At 52.8% G+C, this 23,108-nt stretch carries 21 protein-coding genes; 7 read left to right on the forward strand and 14 right to left on the reverse strand.

Annotated features, from left to right (window positions below):
* From GQS10_RS21615 to GQS10_RS21625, 3 genes are all read left to right on the forward strand, one after another.
* Positions 1-422: hypothetical protein (locus GQS10_RS21615; RefSeq protein WP_166246164.1), on the forward strand; the 422-nt coding region annotated here is incomplete at its 5' end.
* A 65-nt stretch (positions 423-487) separates the two neighbouring features.
* The gene (locus GQS10_RS21620) at positions 488-805 is read left to right on the forward strand and encodes an alpha-helical endospore appendage domain-containing protein (RefSeq protein ID WP_166246166.1); all 318 of its coding nucleotides are present in this window, start codon (positions 488-490) and stop codon (positions 803-805) included.
* Positions 806-949: 144 nt separating this feature from the next.
* Entirely contained in the window at positions 950-2,299 is a 1,350-nt protein-coding gene (locus GQS10_RS21625; RefSeq protein ID WP_166246167.1) for an MATE family efflux transporter, read from the forward strand.
* Between the two features lie 105 nt (positions 2,300-2,404).
* On the opposite strand, the gene GQS10_RS21630 is transcribed toward GQS10_RS21625, so the two are convergent.
* The 13 genes from GQS10_RS21630 to GQS10_RS21690 all read right to left on the reverse strand — a co-directional run bounded on the left by GQS10_RS21630 (position 2,405) and on the right by GQS10_RS21690 (position 17,879).
* Positions 2,405-3,691: a methyl-accepting chemotaxis protein gene (locus GQS10_RS21630; protein ID WP_166246169.1), complete on the reverse strand. Its 1,287-nt coding sequence runs from the start codon at positions 3,689-3,691 to the stop codon at positions 2,405-2,407.
* Positions 3,692-3,802: 111 nt separating this feature from the next.
* Positions 3,803-4,039, reverse strand: a complete 237-nt coding sequence (locus GQS10_RS21635; RefSeq protein ID WP_166246171.1) for a hypothetical protein — start codon at positions 4,037-4,039, stop codon at positions 3,803-3,805.
* A gap of 238 nt (positions 4,040-4,277) precedes the next feature.
* On the reverse strand, positions 4,278-5,024 hold the full coding sequence (locus tag GQS10_RS23745) for a response regulator (protein ID WP_166246173.1): 747 nt from the start codon (positions 5,022-5,024) through the stop codon (positions 4,278-4,280).
* Positions 5,017-7,980, reverse strand: coding sequence for an ATP-binding protein (locus tag GQS10_RS21645; RefSeq protein ID WP_166246175.1), 2,964 nt, complete (start codon positions 7,978-7,980; stop codon positions 5,017-5,019). Before GQS10_RS21645 ends, GQS10_RS23745 begins: the two co-directional genes overlap by 8 nt.
* Before the next feature lie 272 nt (positions 7,981-8,252).
* Complete coding sequence (locus GQS10_RS21650; protein ID WP_166246177.1) at positions 8,253-9,917, reverse strand: DUF4179 domain-containing protein; 1,665 nt, start codon at positions 9,915-9,917, stop codon at positions 8,253-8,255.
* Positions 9,910-10,431, reverse strand: coding sequence for an RNA polymerase sigma factor (locus GQS10_RS21655; RefSeq protein ID WP_166246179.1), 522 nt, complete (start codon positions 10,429-10,431; stop codon positions 9,910-9,912). Before GQS10_RS21655 ends, GQS10_RS21650 begins: the two co-directional genes overlap by 8 nt.
* A 329-nt stretch (positions 10,432-10,760) precedes the next feature.
* Positions 10,761-11,438 carry a GNAT family N-acetyltransferase gene (locus tag GQS10_RS21660; RefSeq protein ID WP_166246215.1) on the reverse strand — a complete coding sequence of 226 codons (678 nt, stop codon included), beginning with the start codon at positions 11,436-11,438 and terminating at the stop codon, positions 10,761-10,763.
* A 24-nt stretch (positions 11,439-11,462) separates the two neighbouring features.
* A complete protein-coding gene (locus GQS10_RS21665) occupies positions 11,463-12,134 on the reverse strand; it encodes a GNAT family N-acetyltransferase (RefSeq protein WP_166246181.1) in 672 nt (223 codons plus the stop codon).
* A gap of 26 nt (positions 12,135-12,160) precedes the next feature.
* Positions 12,161-13,021, reverse strand: a complete 861-nt coding sequence (locus tag GQS10_RS21670) for a carbon-nitrogen hydrolase family protein (protein ID WP_166246183.1) — start codon at positions 13,019-13,021, stop codon at positions 12,161-12,163.
* Between the two features lie 6 nt (positions 13,022-13,027).
* Positions 13,028-15,079 (reverse strand): sensor domain-containing diguanylate cyclase, encoded by a 2,052-nt coding sequence (locus GQS10_RS21675; RefSeq protein WP_166246185.1) that lies wholly within the window; start codon positions 15,077-15,079, stop codon positions 13,028-13,030.
* Positions 15,080-15,091: 12 nt separating this feature from the next.
* A complete protein-coding gene (locus GQS10_RS21680) occupies positions 15,092-15,763 on the reverse strand; it encodes a uracil-DNA glycosylase (RefSeq protein WP_166246187.1) in 672 nt (223 codons plus the stop codon).
* A gap of 245 nt (positions 15,764-16,008) precedes the next feature.
* Complete coding sequence (locus GQS10_RS21685; protein ID WP_166246189.1) at positions 16,009-16,929, reverse strand: endonuclease/exonuclease/phosphatase family protein; 921 nt, start codon at positions 16,927-16,929, stop codon at positions 16,009-16,011.
* Entirely contained in the window at positions 16,926-17,879 is a 954-nt protein-coding gene (locus GQS10_RS21690) for an NAD(P)-dependent oxidoreductase (protein WP_166246217.1), read from the reverse strand. The genes GQS10_RS21685 and GQS10_RS21690 overlap by 4 nt, the downstream gene beginning before the upstream one ends.
* Positions 17,880-18,009: 130 nt before the next feature.
* On the opposite strand from GQS10_RS21690, the gene GQS10_RS21695 reads away from it, so the two are divergent.
* The 4 genes from GQS10_RS21695 (at position 18,010) to GQS10_RS21710 (ending at position 20,766) form a co-directional block, all read left to right on the forward strand.
* On the forward strand, positions 18,010-18,381 hold the full coding sequence (locus tag GQS10_RS21695; RefSeq protein WP_166246191.1) for a DUF2512 family protein: 372 nt from the start codon (positions 18,010-18,012) through the stop codon (positions 18,379-18,381).
* Positions 18,382-18,474: 93 nt separating this feature from the next.
* Positions 18,475-19,413 (forward strand): glutaminase A, encoded by a 939-nt coding sequence (glsA, locus tag GQS10_RS21700; RefSeq protein ID WP_166246193.1) that lies wholly within the window; start codon positions 18,475-18,477, stop codon positions 19,411-19,413.
* A gap of 508 nt (positions 19,414-19,921) precedes the next feature.
* Positions 19,922-20,398: a ribonuclease H-like YkuK family protein gene (locus tag GQS10_RS21705; RefSeq protein WP_166246195.1), complete on the forward strand. Its 477-nt coding sequence runs from the start codon at positions 19,922-19,924 to the stop codon at positions 20,396-20,398.
* Between the two features lie 77 nt (positions 20,399-20,475).
* Positions 20,476-20,766, forward strand: coding sequence for a hypothetical protein (locus GQS10_RS21710; protein ID WP_166246196.1), 291 nt, complete (start codon positions 20,476-20,478; stop codon positions 20,764-20,766).
* A gap of 295 nt (positions 20,767-21,061) precedes the next feature.
* On the opposite strand, the gene GQS10_RS21715 is transcribed toward GQS10_RS21710, so the two are convergent.
* Positions 21,062-23,023 (reverse strand): stalk domain-containing protein, encoded by a 1,962-nt coding sequence (locus GQS10_RS21715; RefSeq protein WP_166246198.1) that lies wholly within the window; start codon positions 23,021-23,023, stop codon positions 21,062-21,064.
* Positions 23,024-23,108: the final 85 nt, after the last annotated feature.

A 23,108-nucleotide genomic window follows, 5' to 3' on the forward strand; every position in this document is an offset into this window, starting at 1 on the left:
CCCGGCTTGCTCTTCAGCACATCGAGCGGCTGCAAAGCGTCTGCGCAATGCTTCATCCCTCGCTGCTTCCATCCGTCGACCGGCTTTACAGCCAGACCGTAAAGCTTGCCTCCTGCGGCACTTCGGCAGGCTGGGGGCACAGGTCGGCACCGTTCCTGCTCCCAAAGAACGATGACACTATTGTTGAACGTGAGCCTGCGAACGAAAAGGACGAGCATGAGCGGGAAAAAAGTACGAATCGGGAAGAATCCGCATCCTCGCACCATAAAGAAGCTCGCGCAAAGGACGAATCGCCGCAGCATTCCACTGTGAAGCAGGTTGGCGGGACGGTTCCCCCTCGTTCCAAAAAACGCCGCGGGAAGACGCCTCCACCACCGATCGTTCTACAAAAATCGCCAAAACACGAGCCCCGCTCGAAATAACTCGAATACTAGACACGGGTTACCCATACGTATAAGTTACCGAATCTAGTAAGGGGTGATCCATCATGTCTTTACCGAATGTTCCCGATATTACACCCGACATTCAGCTGACCCGCAAGGAAGCGGTCAACCTGCTGCTTACCTCCATCGCCATGGAGGAAATCGGCATGTCCCATCTGCTTAATGCCGAGGGAGAAAAAATTCAGCATGTGCTGGCCCAGCAGCCGACGGCCCGCAAGCTGCTGCAGTTCAACCGCGGAACGGAGCGGCTGCTCCGCAATTTAGTCAAAAAAGAAATGCTGCTTCAATACAAAATGGAAAATGTGCTTGACTTGGAACGATTGGCTGAAGAGAAGGAAGAGGAATACGAGGAATTTGAGTAAGGACCGGTAGACCACGCTTAGAATGGGCTTGACTGAAGAAAAACGCAAAATTTCAATAGGATGACGAAATCTTGCTAATGCCCCCTACTCCCCGGCATGGTAATGTATCTGCATCACGATGAAAAGTGTGGTGCATCTGCTGCAATGTCCAACCGGAAGAAAGAGTTTTGGGGGCTTGTCTGGCCCCTATGGATTGAAATGGTGCTTATGCTGCTTATGGGCAGCAGCGACCTTTGGATGCTCAGCTTCGTCTCCGACGAAGCGGTAGCCGCTACGGCTCCCGCCAACCAATATATTATGCTCGCGCTGCTTGTGCTTCGCGTCGTTACCGTCGGCACGCAGGTCATCCTAGCTCAGTACCTCGGAGCCAAGCAGGAGGACAATGCTACCCGCGTAGCCGTCAGCTCCGTCACGTTCAATCTGCTGATTGGAGCCGTCCTCAGCATCGTGCTGGTCGTATTCGCCGAGCCGCTGCTGGCCATTCTCCATACGGATGCGCTCATCATGAACGACGCGATGGCTTATTTGCAAATTGTCGGCGGCTTCCTATTTGTACAAGCCTGTGTAAACGGCTTAACCGGGGTGCTCCGCGTTTACGGTTATGCGAAGGAAACGATGTGGGCTTCCATCGGCATGAATGCGCTGAACGCAGCCGGCAACGGCCTGCTGATCTTCGGCTGGGGCATTCTGCCAGAGCTCGGCGTAACCGGAGCGGCGATTTCGACATCGGCAAGCCGAATTGCCGCAGCGGGATACTTGCTGGTGCTCCTTGCGAGACTGACACCCGTACGTTTAACGCTTCGTTCCATGCTAACCTTTAACAAGCAGGATATGAAAAATATGATTAACATCGGCATGCCCGCGGCCTTGGAAACGACGACTTACCATGTCGTGCAGACGATCTTCCTTGGCTGGATCAGCACGATGGGTTTAGAGGCGGTGGCCGCGCGCCAATACGTATTAAATATCGCCTCGTTTACGCTGACCTTCGGAGCGGCACTCAGCTCCGCCAACAGCATCGTTGTCGGCAAGCTGGCCGGCGCGGGTGATTATGACGAAGCCTATCGCCAAACCTACCGGAGTGTGAGCTGGGGCTTCTCCGTCGGCTTTGTCGTCAACATGGCAGCATGGCTGTGCGCCGAGCCGCTGCTGCGCTTTTTTACCGACGACCCGGCTATACTTGAATGGGGAAAGCAGCTCCTGTTATTTAACCTTCTGCTGGAATCCGGTAAAATTTTAAATTTCAACGCGGTTAGCGCGCTGCGCTCTGTCGGCGATTCGCGGTTTACGCTTTGGATGGCCTGGGCGACCATGGTTGGAGTCAGCCTGCCGGTCGGCTACTGGCTTTGCGTGAAGCTGAATTGGGGGCTTGCCGGGATATGGCTTGCGACCAGCCTTGATGAATGGCTGAGAGCGGTGGCCATGTTCCTCCGCTGGAAAAGCCGAAAATGGCAGCGATTTGTCCTCGTCCAGGGGAAAACCGCTGCCTCCTAAGCAAAGCTGCTTTTTAGTTAGGAAAAACGGCCTATGCCACAATTTTTCATTGTGGCCAGGCCGTTTTTGGGTTTCACACATGTATGCGAAACCAGATAAGTATGGTTATTCGATGTCCGCTTTAAAACGCTTAATATGTGTTTGCAGCTCATGAACGGAAACGTTCAAGTCATCGGCTGAGCTTGCGATTTCCATAACCGCTTTCAGCTGATCCTGTGACGCATGAGTCATTTCTTCACACTGCTCAGAAGCGCCCTTCGCGATCGATGCCAATTGATTCACAGTTGCACTGATCTCTTCGGAGCTTGCTGTCATTTCTTCCGTTGCGGCGGAAATTTCCTGGATCTGTAGGGAGATATCGACGGTAGCGGTCGTAATCTTTTCAAAGGCTTCGCTTGCGGATCGAATCGTTTGCATGCCTGCTTCCGTCTCGGCCGCACCGGATTCCACCGTTGCCACTGCAGAACGCGTGTCCTCTTGAATCAAACTAATAATTTGATAAATATGTTCGGAGGAAGAATTGGTTTGCTCCGAAAGCTTACGAATTTCGCTGGCAACTACGGCAAACCCTTTCCCGTGCTCGCCCGCCCTAGCAGCCTCTATGCCGGCATTCAGGGAAAGCAAATTGGTTTGTGATGAAATCGATTTGATGACATCCATGATTTGGTTAATCGCTCTGGAATGCTCATCCAGCTTGCTTACCGTAGTATAAAATTGATGAACAACACCGTTTAGGTTGTCCATCGTTTTGACGGCTGTGGACAGTAATTGATTTCCCTGTGCGGCTTCCTGCTCAGACTTAAGCGACACCTCTGCGACTTGATTCGTCAGCTCGGCAATTCGGAAGACGCCCTTGCTCATCTCTTCCATCGCCCGCGCTGTTTCTACCGTGCTTTGCATTTGTTCGTTAGAGCCTCGGGCAATGGCATGAAGTTTTTCCGTCATGCCCCTAATCGAATCGGAGGCTTCCGACGAATTCCCTTTAAGCTGCTCCGTCGAAGCGGCGACATGGTATGCCGTATTCTGTGAGCTGCGAATAAATTGGGCAAGGCTCTGTCTCATCGCCTCAAAATTACGAGCCAACTCGCCAATCTCATCCTTTGACTTTGCGGTAATGGGATTCGTTAAATCGCCGCTTGCAATGATGGAAGAAGCGCCGATTAACCGTCTGATCGGTTTGACGATGGCAATCGTAAACAGGAAGGAAAACAGAAGGCTGAGCAAGAGAACCAGGAGCCCCAGACTGTTTAAAAGAATGTTCGAATCATGGTTGCTTTTCATGGCCCCGGCAAGCGAGCTTTGAATTCGCTGCACATTATCCTGGTTCAGTTGTTTTACATCCTTATTCAGGTTAGCGACAATTTGGATCGTTTCGGGACCCTTGCCCGTCAAAAACTTCTCGAAATTGCTGCGAATAACTTCTACGTGCTGTGAATCCTCCGGATTAAGCTTCGCATAGTTCTCTAACGTAACCTTAAAATCATCTTCACGCTGCTTGATTGCTTAAGCATTCTCGGCGGGGCTCGCAATTCCGACCGCGCCACGTAACCGTTCCACTTGGAGAAACGCCAGAGCGAGCTCCATATCTTTCGCATACAGAGCAGAAAGAAGGGTTTTCTCATTTATCGAACGGAGAAGACTTGCTTCTTTGCTGGAGGTGTAACTGTTGTAAGCAAATACAGTGCCCAGTAACAGAAATAAACCTCCAAAGATCAACCAGATTTTCGTTCTCAGCTTCAATGTAAAGCCCCCCAATTTATTTTTGACAAAATACGACGCTGTTCGACATTTACTCTACTTCATTATATATCCATACCATTGGGATCAACAATCGGGATAAATTGGGATTACAAGCAAAAGACCCCTCCCAAAGGGAAGGGTCGATATCGACCATATTGTTTGAAATCGACGTGCTCTTACGCGGATCTGAAACGGATGATGCTTACGGCTAGTACCCATTTCGCCCTCTCGGGCCTTATCATTCCGCTTGAATCGTGTTAAACGTCTTCGCGGCAACGAGCGCGCGGTACAGCTCGTCTTCTGTGCAGACGATCTTCACTTCGCCGTCTTGCCCTTCAATCACGGCTGCATGGCCTCGAATCGTTTGCAAAACGGATTTCGACAGCTGAGTCGCCCCCGCAAAGCGGAACGCAATACGGAGCGGCTTCATGAAGAAAAAGCTTGGCAGCGTCTGCTCAATCTTTGCGAGTGTATCGGCATCCGGTTCGCCGCCAAATGAATAAACGATCCAGCCCTCTACGTTACCCATTTCGAACACCGGCGTTTCCTTTGCAATAGTAGAGGCTTCAGCCGGGACGCTTGCTTCCGTTACAGTCTCCGCTTCGGTTCCGGCTTCGCCTTTGAGCTCACTCAGCACTTGATTTACCGTCTGCACGATTTTTTCATCCGTCACCGGTTTGATGATGTAATGCTTGGCCCCTGCGCGGACCGCTTCCATAACCATGTTTTTCTGGTCGAGAGCGCTGATCATCACGATGTTGGCCTGAGGATCAAACTCTAAAATCTTCTTAACCGCTTCGATCCCATTCATATTGGGCATCGTAATATCCATCGTGACGAGATCCGGCTTCAGCTTCGTGTATTGGCGGTATGCCTCCGCTCCGTCCGACGCTTCGCCGATCACCTCGTGTCCCGCGTTGCCAAGCAGATATTTTAAATTTCTGCGCATCAAGTTTGAATCGTCTACAATCAAAATGTTAGCCATAGGATGAATCCTCCTCGTTTTCCTCGTTTGACGGGGTGTAGCTGCTGCTCTTTGCGACGAAACGGATGCTGACCCGCGGCTTTCTCTCATCATTTGTCGAGCATGTCCAAATGTCCGACTCCAAATACGTGAAGGACGCCTTCTCCGTGCGTACCGTTACGGGCTGTTCCATGATCAAATGGCGCCCATAGACACTTATACGGTCAAGAGTATTGCCGAGAATAACATTGCCGGCCTCAGCAACAGCGTCTTCCAAATCCGACGGCTCCGGCTCCTCGCCGGGGGCGAGACCAAGGGCAATCGCGCGGAACAACCGCTTCGCCGCCTCTTCGTCCGCTGTCAGTACGAAGAGACTTTCGAACGCACCCTTAAGCCCAATAAACACTGACACCTGCTGAAGCTCCAGCTTGCGGTTCGGGACTTGGCGGAATGAGCCTTCAAACGTAATCGTCTCGCCGAATACGTCGCTCAGATACGCTTCCGCCCGGTCGATCATCGGCTGAAGCGTATCCGGGAACGACGGCGCCTCGAGCGAGTCGGTTTCCGGATACGGGAACCGGATGTCGAAAGCAGTGCCGCGGCCCCGCTCGGAGCGGACGGTAATCGTTCCTCCGAGCTTCTCTACCTCCGCTTTTAAGGCGGAGAGTCCCACCCCGCGACCGGACAGCTCCGTTACGGCGTCTCGCGTCGACAGCTCTGGATGGAAGACGAGCTCCGCGATCTCATCCACAGATAATATGAACGCCTCCGCCTCCGTAACGATGCCCTGGGCAACGGCTTTACGGCTTACTGCTTCCGAATCAATGCCGGCCCCGTCATCCTCAAGCACAATCATAAGCAGGCCCTGCTCACGGGTTATCCGAACCGAAATCGCGCCGTCCGCCGGCTTACCGATTGCCAAACGGGTGTCCGGCATTTCGATTCCGTGGTCGATCATATTTCGAAACACATGCGTAAGAGCTCGGGTGAACGCATGGAACATCTCATGCTCTACGTAAAAATCTCCTCCGGTAATTTCGAAGCGCCTCAGCTTCTTATCATTCTGCTCGGCGAGTTGTGCCACGTAACCCGGATACGATTCCAGGAGCTGAGTGAACGGCACCAATCGAAGCTTGCGAACCTCGGGCAGCAGCAGACGGTACTCGACGGGTGAAAGCAATGACGCCATTTTGTCTTCAATGGCCAGCAAATGCTCCTTCTCTACCAGCAAAATGCTTCGATCCTGCCCAACCTCGCTGCCAAGCAGTCCCCTTACCGTTGCTAAATCCTCCTCCACCCAGGATTCAGCATCCCAGCTTCGGACTCGTTCTGCAATCTGCTCAGGCGACAGCCCCGGCGTCTTCATCCACTCCGAAAGCTGCGCTTCCGCCCGATGCAAGTGGTCTACCGTACACTGCATACGGAAGATCGCAAAGTTCCCCTTAAACGTATGAAGCTCGCGATACCATTCCGCTAATGCCGACATGGCAGTATCCGCCTGCAGCGCGGAGCCGAGCGAATCGCGGCAGAATGCCCGATATTCGGTCATACATTCCGAAAAATCCTGATGATGGCTCACGATCCGCACGATCATTTCAAGCTGCTGCCGTTCCGCCTCCATCTGCCGTTCGAGCTTTCTATGCTCAGTAATATCGGTTGCGATGACGAGCAAGCCGAGCAGGTCCACACCTCGGTCTTCGTGCGTGATTTGACGATATTCCAGCTTGACCGTACGCTGCAAAAGCTGAAGCTCTTGTGTTAAGAGCGGCATGTACACATGTCGGCGTGACGCTTTCGGTTCCTCGAAAATATTCGTTAAAAGCGACTCGAGAAAGCGCTGCTGTTCCTCACTTCCAAGCGAGATCAGTTCGGGGAAGGATTTGCCCTCAACGTCCTCACCGAAGAGGACGCGGCACTCCCGGCTTGAGCCCGGCTGCACGCACAAATCGGGCATGACCGCGAAAAAGCCTTGTCCCGCGTTATCAAGCAAGAGTCTCATCGCGAAGGCGCTCTCCATGAGCTCCTGACGTGAAGCTTCGATGACAGCCCTCGACTCCGTCAACTCCGCGTTGAGCGCTTCAAGCTCATCCCGTTGTGCCTCAAGCTCCTCGTTTTGCGCCTCCAATTCTTCATTTTGCTGCTGCAGCTTCTCCGCATAGTTCGAGATATTACCGACGATACGATTTGCTTCCAGCGTAATATCGTCAATTTCCCGGTATGAACGATCGATCCGCATGCCGTTCGCGACGAGATCGCTCGTTTGACCGTTAGCCAGCTCCCCAAAGCGTTCGCGAAGCTGGAGCAGCGGACGAATCATCGTAGCCGTAACCCCGCGGATTAGGAAGCGGTTGAACAGAAATGCGAATATCGCAAGCAACAGGACTAGACCCGAGATAATGCCTACAATGGAAGCGAGGAGAGGGGGGTACATTCTAGCCGTGATTAATCCGACCTGCGTACCGTCGGCCAGCTTCACCGGCGCTTCGTAAGGACGGCTAAAGTAAGCTAAAATCCAGCTTGACTCCTGCATCGGCGGACCTACCGCCGGATTGCGCAAATAGTCGCTCCGATAAAGGTCCCGGCCGTCCAATTCAACCATCAAATCGACCGCGTGAATATGCCTCGGCATTTCTTTTCCTTCGTTATATTCACCGGGCTTTTCGTCGATCAGAGGAATGTAAAAGGCGATTTCTTCTTGCCGTTTCATCGCCTTCTCCCAAACCTGCCCGCCCGTCGTTTCGAGTGTAAGATCAACAAGGCGTTCGATTCCGTGCTCGGCGGGAAAAGAAGCCGATGTCATCTCGCGCATAACCGAATGCGCAACCATTTGGGCGCCCAGCTGTGCCAGCGGACGCAAGGCAAAGGAGAACAGGGCGATAACCATGCTTCCGAAGATCAGCACGGTAAATAAGGTGGACTTGTTTAACACGTTTCGAACGAGCCGGCGCAGGCTTCGTCTTCCATCCGCTTTTGTCAAAGGGGAGCCTCCTCATGCTGCTAAGTTCATAGCGGAAATATTTTTTATGGATACAACATTCGCGAAGCAAAGGAAAAAACCTGCCGACCAACACGAAAAATGTAGAAGAATGTCGAATAATCATATCTTTACCTTGGTTGAAGTAAACGGAAAGCGATTGCTTTCCGCAATACTGCTGCATTTTTCTTACTCCATAAAAAACCCCCGTTCACCTATTGGCGGAACGCAATCCATAAATGGCTGCATTCCGCCGGTGACGAGGGATTCTTTTTTTACTCTTCTCCCGCTTCCGTTATAATAACTCTCTCTTCCGCCGCTTCATCCAACCAGAAATAGAAGGTCGGGTTCAGCATCAGCTCGCCCTCCGGCAAGTTTGGATATCGTTCAATCCTCTTCACGTTCCGGCTGCTCGGCGGCATTGGTGTAACCTCCGCATACCGGCGTTTTCCGTTCACTTCAATGGAGGTTTGCACGATTCCGCCAAAATCCGGGGCCTTCGATTCCGACTCCACAACGAGAGCGTCTCCCTCTTTATAATAAGTAAAGGTAACAGGATATTGCTTAATATCGACGGTAAACGATTGCTTTTGCCCGCTCGGCTGCTCCAGCGGATACTTCAGATCCAGCGGGGCTCTTGCATGCACAAGCTTCTTCCGCATGGATAGCGTCATCGGAACATCCGACCAATCCTCGTACCATTTTGGCAGATCAAATTTCAAATACTTATTATCCTCGCTGTCAATCCAAAGCCCGCCTTCGAGCTCATGCTCCCCTACCTGCAGCGTATATTGTTCATAAGATACTACGGATTTTCCCGACTCCGGCATGCGCTGCTTCTCATCGAACAAGAGACGAATTTGCAGCGGGGTAACCACAAGATCCGTAAACTGCATTATGGTACTGTTTAACGTCTTTTCCGGCGGCAAATGCTTTCGATACATGGCTTGCTGCGCCTTCCGCCCGTCGGCGTCAAACGTAAACGACCAGCTTCCCTTTACGGTCTGCCCGACCTCAAGCGCTGCAAAGCGGAATTCCGCTTGATCCATTTCGCCTTCCGGAACGGCAAATGTCGTTTGGGCCGTAAGGGAGTCCGCGCGTTCAGGAGGCAGAATGGTGTGATTCATAGAATCGGCTTGTTTTCCATCCGTTAGCAGAAGAAGCTTAGGATTCATCGATATGGGTTCAGTCAACGTCGTTTGGATATGATATCGGACCGTCAGCTTTCCTGCTTCCGGGATCAGGGAAACAATTTCAACCGATGGATACCGCGCGTCTCCCGTGCTGGCGGTTTGCTTTTGCTCTCCCTGCGGATCAAGAGACACTGCCCTTTCCCGCGTTTGATATACCAGCAGGTTGTTAGCCGTCAGCGATATTCGTTCCCTGCCATTCTCCAGGAAGTTTTCCGTATCGAACATTCCGACCACATGCCCGGTCTTTTCATCAAGTCTCAGTCCTTCCTCAACAGGGAACTCCGTGCCTTCGCGATCCGTTAGACGCAGCTCCTCAAATTCTAGGGCGGTATAGTCCTGTGCTACTTGAGGGGCATTCATCGTAAATAAAATGTTCATGTTCCTATCATCCGTCACTACACCATGAAGGGTCATCGAAACCCCTTTGCTCATTTCCGTCAATTGCAGCCGTTCTCCGAACCCAACCTCAATCGCTTGAAGCACGTTTCGTCCACCCCAGAGCCGGTCCCAGCCGTATTGAACGCCCGCTACGACAGGAAGCGCCATCGTTAAGCAGCAGATCGCGGCAATGACAGCCACCCGGCGCTTACGAACGATCCGCTTCCGCCTCCCTGCTTTACCAATCGGAGCTTGCATATTGTCAGCCACGCGCTTCCGAATCGACACCAGCATCGCATCGTAATCCGGCTCCTCCTCTTGCCCTGAGGCTGCCCATCTCTTCAATTCCTGCTCGGCCGCATTACTCATAGCATTCATCCCCCTTTAAATGTCGGTTTTTCGGCGAGTCCAGCTCTTGCCTAAGCTGCGACAGCCCGCGATGCAAACGGGACTTCACCGTCCCTAACGGCACGTCCAGAACCTCGGCCGCCTCTTGCAGGCTCAGCTCATTAATGTAACAAAGCGTCATGACCGAACGTATTTTTTCAGGAAGCTTACTGTAGAGCTTGCCAAACTCGACGGCCGTTTCCTTACGTAAGAACGTTTCTTCCACCTGCTCTCCGCGATTGGTTCGGGATAGTAAGTAAGAAAGCCACTCCTTGGCCGCCCCTCTCTTCCGCCGGGCAAAATAGTTTCGGCACTGATTCAGCGCAAGCCGCATTAACCACGCTTTCGGACGCTCAATCCGATGCAGCTCCTGCTGCAAAGCCGTGACAAACACTTCCTGGCACAGGTCCTCGGCATCCTGCTTGTTCTGCGTCATATAAAGGCAGTAACGGTAAACGTCGCGGCTGTACGTCTTAAAAAACAATTCATCGTCCATATCCACCCTCCTTACTTCGATTTGTACTATTGACAAATGAAGCGGCCTTTCGGTTCCATTCATTTCATACGAAAAAAGACCGCCAAGCACCGGGCAGCCTTCTATTAAATCATTTCGATGCACTCTAGCCTGTAAAAATGAAGTTCAATGCCGCCCCCATCTTCCCCTCCTTCTGCACAGGACAATTTTCAATTCTTCATTTACCCAGCCGGTACGATCCCCTACTCTCTTACCTAAAAAGGCAGCAAAAAAAACCGGGCGTCCGATGCCCGGTTTTCTCTTAGCCTATATTTAAGCGCTGTTTCATTCATTCACCGTGCATACCGCTCCTACAGCGGCAGCAGCGGAATACCTGTATTGCCCCGCGCGCGCAGGCCTTCCACCATCTCTAGCCACGCTTGCGGCTTTTGGTCAAGCACCGCATAATAACGCGTTAAGAAGTCGGCGACCAGCGAAGCCGGCACCTCTTCCACGCCGTCTTCGTAAGCGAGATAGGAAAGGTCGAGCTCGCCCACCGCTTCCCCGTCGTTTTCCCACGAAGGATGCACGTACGGGAAGTCCAAGCGGCGGTATCCGAGATGGCTCAGCACCTCGCGGCGTACGAACGGGTTCATCGGCCATACTCCGCCGAAGGAAAGCTCACCAACCAGCATCGGGTTGTAAATTTCCGCAAACATCCCTTTCAGCCGCTTGCCTTCCTTGCCCGCCAGCGCCAATAAATCCGCTTCGCGCTGCTTTACCAGGAACGGTCCGATGCCGAGACCTTCGCGTCCGATAATGGTAAAGTCGGTCATCGCCACTTCCCAATCGCTGTAATAGCGGTATTCCGTTACCCCGACGACTTCCCCGTCCAAAACGGCGGCAAAAACGCGGATTCCCGGGTCGCGCAGCGGCTCCTCCCATAATTCGAAGGCCAGCACCTCTTCCGGCGGAAACACCTTTTTCAGTAGATCATGAATTTGCCGGAACAGCGGATCGCCGATGTCGTTTACCCGTATGTACTGCATTTGCACGTTTTGCGCCAATATCCTCTACCTCCTAAACGGATTTTTCCATTCCATAAGGACTCCATAATTGCGCGATTCCTCATCATCCAAATAGTTTTCCACCAGCATAACCGGAGTCCGCCCGCAGCGGAGAAGGAACGAAATGACCGGGTCGGACAGCTCGCCGCGCAGGACCGTGTCCAAGTATTGCTGCGCCGTCAACCGCTCCGCTTCCCGGTGATACCCGGACATCCGGCCTCCGCCCAGCAGGCGCTCCATGCCCAGCTGCACGACAGTCTCGTACATCGCGTGCATGAGCCAGCGCCCGAGACCATATCCGCGGAATGCGGGCGATACGCTGATATCTACGATATACAGCGTTTCGCCCTGCGGGTCGTGATTGCGGATGTAGCCGTTATCCGTCGCCTCCGCCCAGCTGTGGCCGGGCTGCGCCGGGTCAAAATGCATCCGAAGTCCGGTCATCGAACCGGCCAGCCGTCCTCCCGCTTCGATGCACAGCGCTCCCTCGGGAAAACGCGTCACATGCGAGTGAAGCTGCTCTTTATTCCACCACAACTCCGAGGGGAACGGCGGCGGAAAGCATTCCGATTGAATGCGAATTAATTCGTCAAAATCATGCTCCGTATAATTGCGAAGGACTGCTTGAAGGGTTGTTCCTTTCCGGTCCTGAACATACAGCTGCTTATAATAGGCCATTGTCCATTCCCCTTTCCCTCAGCATTTTACCAATCTGTATAAAGATCAGTTCTGCGGTCGCGCCACGTGGTGACGCTGCCTTTTTCTCGAACCTTGTAAAGCAGCTCCAAATCCAGGTCGGCCACGATCACCATGTCTGCGTTAATTTCTCCTTCAGCAAGAATGCCTCTTGGAGGGAACGGCACATCATTTGGCGTAATAACCGCTGCTTGGCCGTAGTTGCCTCTCATAAAGTCTACCGTCGGCAGCGAGCCGACCGTTCCGGTCAGGACAACATAAATTTGATTTTCCACAGCCCGCGCATGGCTCGTGTACCGCACGCGATAGAAGCCATGCCGGTCATCCGTGCAGGACGGGCAAAACACAACGTCGGCCCCTTTGGCCTTGGCCATCCGCACGATTTCCGGGAACTCGATATCGTAGCAGGTCAGCAGTGCGATGCGTCCGAATGCGGTGTCGAACACCTCGAACGATTCCCCCGCCTGCATATTCCATTCCTTCACTTCCGTCGGGGTAATATGCAGCTTCGGCTGCTGTGCTACTCTTCCGTCCGGGTAAAACAGAAACGCTGTATTGTAAAATTTCCCTCCGCGCTCGATGACATGCGTCCCGCCGATAATATGCGCGCCGCTTTCCTTCGCGAGTCTCGTAAATAATTCCGTATATTGTTCGGTATAAGAAGGGAGATGCGAAATCGGCTGTCCGCCGGTTACCTTCCCGTTAGACCCAATCGATAGCAGCTGCGTCGTGAAAAATTCCGGGAACAAAATGAAATCCGCTTCAAACTCTGCCGCTGTACGGACGTAATGCTCAGACTGCGCCGCAAATTGCTCAAAGCTGTCAATCGTCTTCAGTTCGTACTGGACAGCTGCCGTTCTAAATTTCAATACCCTCTACCCCTCTCCATAAATCGTGACTTTGTTGCGGGTTGTTTTGGAGCGATACAGCGCTTCATCCGCCTGCTGAAACAGCTGCCTCCGAGCCTGCTCGGCGACGTCAGGCGTCACGGCCAGCCCGGGAAATGTCGAGGCTACGCCTGCGCTGATCGTTACCACATTGGTAGACGCCTTCGTGAATTCATGGGGAATTTTTAAAGATACGATCCGGCTGCGAATCCGCTCCGCAAGCTCCGCCGTAAAGTCCCAGGACTGTCCCGGTGCGAGCACCACGAACTCTTCCCCACCGTACCGCGCAACCAGACAGTCCTTCCGCCCACGAAACAATTGCTGCAGCACGTCCGCAACATGTTTCAGACACTCGTCGCCTTTTAGATGCCCATACGTGTCATTGTATATTTTAAAAGAATCGATATCAAATACGATCAATGATAGAGGCTTGCCCTCACGGCCGCATTCTTCCCAAGCCTGTTCGTACGCCTCGTCAAACAGCCGACGGTTCGACAGACCTGTAAGACCGTCGCTGCCGGACATCCTTCTGAGAATCAGATTCGTTTCCAAAAGCGCCCGTTCGGATTGTTTTTGTTCGGTCACATCCTTCATCAGACCATAAGTGCCAACGACCTTCCCATCAACAAAGATCGGCACGACCGAAACGATCGCATCCATCTGAGTGCTGTCCCTGCGGGTAATCATTAATTCCTGCTGCGTCGGCTGCCCGCCTTTTACTTGATGATATACGTCGATCAGTCTTTCATGCTCCTTCGCGTCAATGAACACAAGGAATGACTGCCCGATCAGCTCCTCCATCTTAAGTCCGAAATGAGTGGAGGCCGCTCGGTTTGCCGAGACAAACCTCCCATCCATATCTAGCGAAAAAACCGCATCGATATTGTAATCGAATAGAGACCGATACCGCTGCTCACTAATATAAATTTGCTGCATATTGTGGTGAATCGTCGAAGACATTTCGTTAAATGCCCTGCATATTTCAATAAGCTCTATCGATGTGCCGGCAAAAGCTGCGTCGTCAATTCTATAGTTATAGTTACCTTGACGCAGCAGGTGAACGCCGCGGAGCAGCTCCGTTACCGGACGCTCGATTCGAGAGGCGAATTTATGCACGAAAACTACCATTAAGCTTAGTACTAAAAGAACGAATAAAGACAGCCACACCACATTATTGAACAAGTGAAGAAGCGCTGCATCCTTATCGGTTTCTCCTATTACGTACCATAAGCCGCCGCGGATCGGTTCCACGGCCGCATACACTTTCTTATCCTCAAAGTTGCGGTATTCATAATTGACTGGATTTCCGATTAATCCAGTTGTATCCGGCAAAAGCCCTGTATTATAAAATAAAGCTAGACGAGCACGGTCATCGGCATTGGCAGGAGGAACGATTAATCTACCCCCATTATCAACGACAAACGTCGTCGCTGCCGTAGCAGTGTGAGGACGTTCAAGCAAAGAGTCCATCCTCTCAACGGCCACAACCCCAGTAACAACACCTGTAAAACGCCGGTCATAGTCATACACGGGAGAGGAGAATACAATCACTGGAACTTCACCCGTTTGGGTAACCTTCGCATTGCTGACATAGACGCGTCCGTTCAAGCCCTCTTGATAAAACTCTGTCATCTGCACATCTTGCCCGATCGCTGCTGACGTCGTGCTAAACTCGATCATTCCCCGATTGTTGACGAAGGAAACCGACATGAAATCAGCCCTCGTATTTTTGACGGTAAACAGCGCTTCTTCGATAAACGCTTTACTTTCGCTGCGCAAGGTAGGGAAAACCGACAAGCCTTCTATATCTCCGAGCCTGTCCTCCATCCACTTATCCAAATAGGCCGCTTCCGCTGTCACCGCTTCATCCAGACGATTAAAGGCAGCAAGCTTGACGGACCGATATTCAAATAAAGAATAAACAACCATAATAAACAAAGCCATGCCGATCAGCATCAGGCATCCCCAGAGCATGAGCCGGCTTCGCAGATGGGCCGGTCCGAAACGTAGCTTTTTTGTCAGTTGAAACCTCTTTTCCATAGTTTCCGCCTTTTATTCCTCAAGCTGCCACCGAATTGGCGTGAATCCATGCTGTTCAAGGAATGCATTAGTTGTTGAGTAAGGTTTGCTGCCGAAAAATCCGCGGTAGGCCGATAATGGACTTGGATGCGGTGCCGTAAGAATCAGGTGTCTTTGAGAGGTGATAAACGATGCTTTGGTTTGAGCGTGGCTTCCCCATAAAATAAACACGACTGGAGTCGTTTTTTCGTTAAGAAGGGCGATCATTTTATCTGTAAACCGCTCCCAGCCCTTGCCGCGATGCGATCCGGCCTGTCCTTCTCTAACCGTTAATACGGTGTTTAGGAGCAGCACCCCCTGCCGGGCCCAGGCCTCCAAGCACCCGTTGCGAGGAATTGCGCAGCCTAGATCGTCCGCCAGCTCCTTCAGCATGTTACGAAGTGAAGGCGGGAGAGGTACTTCCTTTCGCACGGAAAAGCTGAGCCCATGCGCTTGTCCAGGTCCATGATATGGATCCTGTCCGAGCAGGACCACCTTCGTATCCGCGAAGGATGTATATTGAAGAGAATTAAAAATGTCGTGCATACCCGGATACACGACGTTATGGTTATATTCATGCTCAATGAATTCGAGTAACTGGGCAAAATAAGGCTTTTGCAGCTCTTCCTGCAGCAGCGGTCCCCAATCGTTCTCCAACCTCATCATAGGGAGAGGCCCCTTTCCATGCAAAGCTGCATGATTCCATTGTACCATGCCATTTTACCCGGTGTCATTCATAAACGACATATTTCGCGGAAAATGGTGGTAAATGTTCTTATGGGAAGGGTTGCTGAATTAATACAGGGAAAAAGAAAAACCGCCGCTTCTGTGAACACCACCCATTCGGAAGATTGTATCTATCACATGGGGGGGCAGTTCACCGCCGAAGCGCGGTCCCTGTCGGTTATGTATTATAGGCGGAGCCTAGTAAGGACCGGATAATGATCGGAAGGGTAAAACCAGCCGAAGCGGGTCCGATCGACCTCCACGTGTTCCACCATTATATCGTCCGATATGAAAATAAAATCGATGGGCCAGCCGTTCACGCCGCCTCGGTAACCGTGAAAGGTTCTCCCCGGCTCTTCCGCGGTCGGCATCTCCAACGCCGAGCCTCCCGCAAGGCTGTACACATCGCGAACCCGCAGGCCGGTTTGCTCTTCCATCGTGACGGTAATGTAGTCGATCGGCCGGCTCCCAAAGGTAGCGTTAAAATCACCTGTCCATACAAAAGGAAGCGGCTCTTCTTTATGATGCCGAGCGATTTGCTCCCCGATGACTGCAGCGCCGTGAAGCCTCGCTTCAGGACCGGCATGGTCCAGATGCGTATTATAGAGGCGGAGCCGCTTGGAGCCGCCGTCCGGCAAAGACGCCTCCAGCTCACACCAAGAGCAGATCCGCGGGTAAGCGGCGTCCCAGCTTTTGCTTCCCGGCTGCTCCGGCGTTTCCGACAACCAGAATGTGCCGGTTTTGCGCCGGCGCCAGCCCATTTTGCGGTAAAGGATCGGGCAGCTTTCGTCCCGGCCGCCGCCGTCTCTTGCCTCACCGATGCAGGTGTAGCTCTTCAGCGATCGTTCCAAATCGGCCCGCATCGAGGGGAGCAGCTCTTGAACGCCGACAAGGTCCGGCTCATTCGCTCGAAACCATTCGAGCACCCGCTTCCTCCGCAACGGCCACATATTCCAGCCGTCAAACCATACATTTCGTCTCAGGTTAAAGCTGGCCACCTTCAGCTCTAGGGATGCGGCTTCTGCGGTGACTTGCTTGATGTTGACTCTGCTCGCATCCGGCTGAAGGGTTTGCTCGGCTTTACGCTGAGTTTCAAGCCCGCTCAATAGCCTTTGGCCGGATCGTACACATTCATATCCGGTGCCCCGCGGTCTAGATAAGCAAGCAAATTACGCTTAAAAATATCGATCACCCGTTCATGGTAATATTCCGTCGTACCGGAATTATGCGGGGTGATGATCACATTCGGCATCGTCCATAGCGGATGCTCCTCTGGCAGAGGCTCTGGTGCGACGACATCTAATCCCGCGCCTGCGAGTCGTCCGTCCTGCAGCGCCTCCATCAGCGCATCGGTGTCTACCGTCGTACCTCTTCCGACATTAATGAAATAGGCTCCCGGCTTAATCGCTTGAAGCTGCTCACGTCCAATCAGACCCGTCGTTCCGGATGTTCCCGGAAGACAGTTGACGATATAGTCGCTTCTCCCAAGCACTTCATTGAGCTGGTCTACATTGTACGTTTCGTCGGCAGCCGGAGAGGCAGCCCCCGACCTGCGTACCCCCAACACTCTCATGCGAAACGCCCGCGCAATATGGGCGATTTCCTCTCCGATGGCACCGAGCCCGAGAATACCGATAGTTTTGCCATGCAGCTCACCGAGCATGCCTGTATGCTTCCAGCTGCGCTGAAGCTGGTTTTGCATCGAAAGGTGAAGCTTTCTTGTCAGCGAAAGCATCATGCCGAAAGCATGCTCCGCAATCGGATAAGGATGCACGCCGCTTGCTGTGGTTACCGTGATCCCTTTGTCCGCCAGCTCGCGAACCGGCAGCTTATCGACACCCGCACTCCAGCTTTGCAGCCAGCGCAGCTTCGTCCCGGGCTGCAGCACCCGCTCTTGAACCTGCTTATTCCAGCCCACTACGATTTCGGCATCTCCCAAATGCCCCAGCCAGTTTTCCGGGTCCTTGCCATAGTAGAATTGGCAGCTTGGAGCCGCTTGCTTGAGAGCTGCCGCCAGCCGTTCTTCGATGGAATGCACAATAATAATCGTCGTCACCAACCAACCGCCTCCCGTTACTATTTTCCTTAGTATAAAACTTTTTGGAAGTATAGGGATATTCTTTTTATAAAACGATCATTCTAAGAATAAACACACTAGGAAAAACAACTTGGAAAGGGGATGCGTTATGGCAAATATGATTTGGAAAGCGGTCGCCTGTCCCGTCCTGATCGCCCTTTCCGCGCTCCTGCTGCCGAATGTCGGGTACGGAGCCTGGTACCAGCCAATTCTTGTCGGCTTATGTGCCGCAGCTGCCGGACGCCTGATGGAGCTGCTGATTTTGCGGCCCGGAACACTGTGGCTGAGCACTGCCGCTGACTTTGCCGTTTCATTCCTCATCGTTTATACGCTTTCCAATGCCTTTATCGGCGCGGCCGTCACCGTTACCGGGGCGCTCCTCACCGCGCTTATGCTCACAGCAACAGAGCCTGTCATCCATTATTTTATTTTAGAAACCATTCCGATCCGCGGTCAAAATCCACCTAAATCCAAATCGTAAAGTTCTCCCCGCTTCTTCCATGCCTCCCCACCCTGTTTTCGATATAATAAAAGCAGGACGATGGAGGATAACCATAACTGGGGAGGAAAGACAATGAGAGAACACGTAAAGAGCCCTTGGCAGGAGGCGCTGCCGGAACTTCTGGAGCAAAGCAGAGCTCTCAGCGCTCAAGGAAAGGTGGCCGATTATATCCCGCAGCTGGCCCTTGCTCCACAACACGCGCTGGGGATCAGCATCATCGATAAAGACGGACGGGTAACCAGCGCCGGGGATGCCGGACTCTCCTTTACGATGCAAAGCATTTCCAAGGTTTTCACCCTTATTCTCGCCCTCATGGATCATGGGGAACGCATTTTTGATAAGGTGGGGATGGAGCCGACCGGAGACAACTTCAAATCCATGCTCAAGCTGGAGCTGGTTGAGCCGGGAAAACCGTTTAACCCGATGATTAATGCCGGAGCAATTGTCATTTCTTCTCTCATCCGCGGTGATACTCCCGAATTGAAATTTGAGCGGATCTTACAATTTATCCGCAGGCTCGCCGGCGATCCGTCGATCACATACAACCATGACGTATTCCTCTCGGAATCGGAAACGGCGAACCGCAACCGTTCGCTCGCTTATTTTCTTAAAGACAACCGCATTCTTGAGGGTGATGTCGAGCAGCATCTTGAGGTTTACTTCAAGCATTGTGCAATTGAAGTCAATTGCGAGCATGTCGCCCGAATGGCGCTCATTATGGCCTGCGACGGCGTCGATCCGGCTACAGGGGAGCAGCTCATTCCCCGATTATACGTGCAAATCGCCAAAACCTTTATGGTTACGTGCGGCATGTATAATGCTTCCGGGGAGTTTGCCATAAAGGTCGGACTGCCTGCCAAGAGCGGCGTTTCCGGCAGCATTATGGCGATCCGCCCAGGCGTCGCCGGGATTTGCGTGGTCGGTCCTGCGCTTAACGAGAAAGGAAACAGCCTCGCCGGCGTTCATCTGCTGGAGCGGCTGTCGCAAACGTACGATTGGAGCATGTTTTAAAGCGGGCGGGGCCCGACGCGCGGCGCGGGCGCCTTGGCGACGGCGGGCATCCCGCGCGGCGTAGGGGCGCCTCGGCGGCGGCGGATTCGCGTGCGGCGGGGGCGCGGCGGCGTAGGGGCGCCTTGGCGGCAGGCCACGACGCGGCGTAGGGGGCGCCTTGGCCCTTCCCTCCCTATCCCTATACAAATTATTTGTATTATCGGCTTCGACATTGAAAATTTCGCCCAAATAATACAAATTTTTTGTATAGTTTCGCATCCTTTTGCCCTAAAAGGGTTACCTGGAGCGAATCTATACAAGTTTTTTGTATTATTGGCGCCGGATCTTGTCTCGAAAATAAAACAATACAAATTTTTTGTATAAGCAGAAATCGATACAACGGGGCGAGGGTACATTTTCACATTTAGTAGTTACTATGGACAGAGGTTTCTTTTTGCATAACACTTGTTAGTTGGAGGAAATTCGCAGCTTGGCTTTGAGTATAATGAAGGCAAGGGAGGGATCGGTCATGCATTTTGTCAGTCCGACCTGGGGCACGATGACTGTTGAAAATGTCGTTCGCAGTGTAATGTCGTTCGTCCAAGAAGACCCGAAAGCCGGATATAAGCTTGTGATCGGCACCGATTCACAAACCTCGAAGCATGGAACGACGATGGTGACGGCGCTGATTGTACACCGTGTCGGAAAGGGCGCGCGCTTCTTTTTCCGGCGTATCCGCAGCAAGCCGCTGCATGATCTGCGGTTTCGCATTTATAAAGAAACGGAGCTGAGCCTGGAAACTGTTGATGTGTTAAACAGCCAAGGCATGGCGGAGCTCCTTAGCAAGTACCCGTTTGAAATTCATATCGACATCGGGCAGCAGGGAGATACGAAGGTACTCATTCAAGAAATCAAAGGCTGGGTGACCTCGGTCGGATACGAGGCACGAATTAAGCCGTTTTCGTTTGGGGCCAGCTCCGTCGCCGATCGTTTTACGCATGGATGAATATTTTATCCGAACCTATCCATACTATGACAGGGCCATAACAGGTACCTATAATATCCAGTGGAGGGTTCGATCTCATGTACCAACAAACACAAGCAATCACTGCACAAATTCAGCAATGCGAGCAAATGATGCAGCAAGTCATCCAACAAACACAGCAGCACACTCAGCTGTACGCGCAAATGGCTCAGCTTGAGCAGCAAAACGCGCAAAACCTGCAATACATGATCCAAGAGCACAACAAAGCGGTTCAAACGCTTCAGCAAGCAACTCAAGTTTGCCGCCAGCTTGAGAACAACATCCGCTCTGTCATCAACACTGCGGCTGTTCAATCCCAATCCTCTTACTACCAACAGCAATATCAATAAGATAGTACTCCTTCGCATTTTGCGATGGGATGGGAAAAACGGGGCTGCCTTCCGAGGCAGCACCGTTTTGTGTTTATGTGTTGTGGTATCTTTGCTTTGTGTCTTTGGTTTGTGCCTTTGGTTTGTGTCTTTGGTTTGTGCCTTTGGTTTGGGCCTTTGGTTTATGCCTTTGGTTTATGTCTTCGCTTTTGTAGATGCCGGAAACACAAAGCTGCGCTCACACGTTTTCGCAATACTTCCTCAGCTGGAACTCCAGTAACGGCATACTTCCCGCTCTAAACGTTTCTCTCTTCCGCTATGGCGTCGTATCGATCTCCACCTTATACTCCGCTGCATTCCAGGTCACCTTGCCCCCAAACGCTTCACCGACAAAACGCACCGGCGCCATCGTACGGTTGTCGATCAGCTCCGGCGGCTGCTCCAGTGTAACCTCCTGCCCGTTGACCGCCGCGCGCGAATCACCGATCCGCATCGTTACGACCGTAGCGCCCTTCGTGCCGGTCACCGTTTGTGTCGAAGCGTCGTAGGTCACCTTCGCCCCCAACGCTTCAAAAATCGACCGCACGGGCGCCAGCGTCCGCCCGTTCACGACCGCCGGCGGCTGCGCATACTGCTGCGCCGCGCCGTCGATGTCCACCCGGATTTCCGGAGACACCCGGAAATCGCGGGCAATGGCTAAAGCGCCTGCGCGGTTGTACACGCGCAGCGAAAGCGTCGAGCCCGGCGGCACCTCGGCCGCCTCGAGCTCGAAAACGAACGGCACGCGGTCGAGCGTCCGCACCGTCGCGCCGTTCAGCGCAACCTCGATTTCCCCGATGTACACCTCGGGGATTCGCACATAAGGCACAAAGGCGGTGCGCCCATGAAGGGTTGCACCTCGATCGCCTAACGCCTGAAACGCGACAGGCGTCTCCGGCTTCGCTCCGGTTCGAACCTCCGTCAGCACATAGGGACTCGCCAATATGCCGCGAACGGTGCTCTGCACCGCTTCCGAATCATTAATCAAGTAGTTGCTGCGCGACACTACCGGGTTGTCCACCGCGGGAATATTCGCATTAAAATACGTTACCGCCTTCAGCCTCGGGTATTGATACGGCAGCACCTGCAGCAGCCGCTGCAGGTTTAGCTGCGCCCATTCCGTAAAGTCCTCGTTCTTCGTATTGTCATGGTGGGCCACGCCGCCTTCGCTGATCATAATCGGCTTGCTTGACGCATATTTGCGGTAAATCGCGTCAAAATATTCCACCGGCGAGGACTGCAGGCTGCTCTTCATCGCCCCATCGTCACCCACGGTGTACGGGGAGTTGTACAAGCTCACCCCGACCCAATCTACGACTTCGTCACCCGGATAATACGAATCGATGTTTCCATGAGGGAGGTCGTTCGGACTCCACACCATGGCGATGTTGTCCGCTCCTTCTTCCTTGATCACATCCGCAACAAGTCTGAACTTCTCCTTATACTGCTCAGGGTTTCCGTGCCAGGCCACCCAAGGGCCGTTCATTTCCGAAGCAAAACGCAAAAAAATCGGCAGTCCCGCCGCTTTTGCGTCACGTACAAAATTCCGCAAATACGGACCGTCCGTCACCTCGTCCAGCCCGCCGTTCGGCTCGAAAGCGATCTGTACTGCCGAGCCTGCTTCCTTGGCCCGGCTGATATAGCTTTGCGGGAATTCCAAGCCCCACGACCAGTAAAAAAGCGAAATCCCCGGCTTTTTCCCGTACTCATCCTTGTTCTTGATAAAATAATTGCCCACCTTTGGGTCGAGCTCCGAATAAATGCCGAAGTACATCCCGTATTCCGGCTCAAACTTCGCAAGCCTTCCTTTGTACGGAGCAATCGTTTCCGTAATGCGCGCCTCGCTCCCGCTGGATACAAACAGCTCGAGCTCGCTGCGCAGCTGGGCGGCCCGCATTTTTTTCGGGTAACCCCAGTCATTTCCGGTCCGATCCCAATACGAGGCTTCCAGCTCGTAATAATGAGCCGCTTTCACGTATTGGTGGGTTTCATCGAAGTATCGGCTCAGCTTGCCGGCAAAGATTGCCGCGTTATTCCATTCCTCACGCTGCGCGAGCACCTCGGTGACGTACTCCCAATGCGGCACCGCCGCCTCATGATTCCCCGCCGCAGCGGCTTTGTCGCCTGCCTGCCAGCGCGACCATAGGTCATCTGCCTGCACCGATACAGGAGCTGCCTGAAGCAATATTCCGCTCAGCAGCACCACAGCCGCTGCCGCTTTCATTGATGTCCATTTCATATACGTCACCCTCCGCAGGTTGTTGTCGATTTCAAGGTTGTCTCCATTATTATACATAGTAATTCTTTCTTTTGGATACGCTATG

Source organism: Paenibacillus turpanensis (assembly GCF_011421635.1).
Classification (GTDB): Bacteria; Bacillota; Bacilli; order Paenibacillales; family YIM-B00363; genus Paenibacillus_AK; species Paenibacillus_AK turpanensis.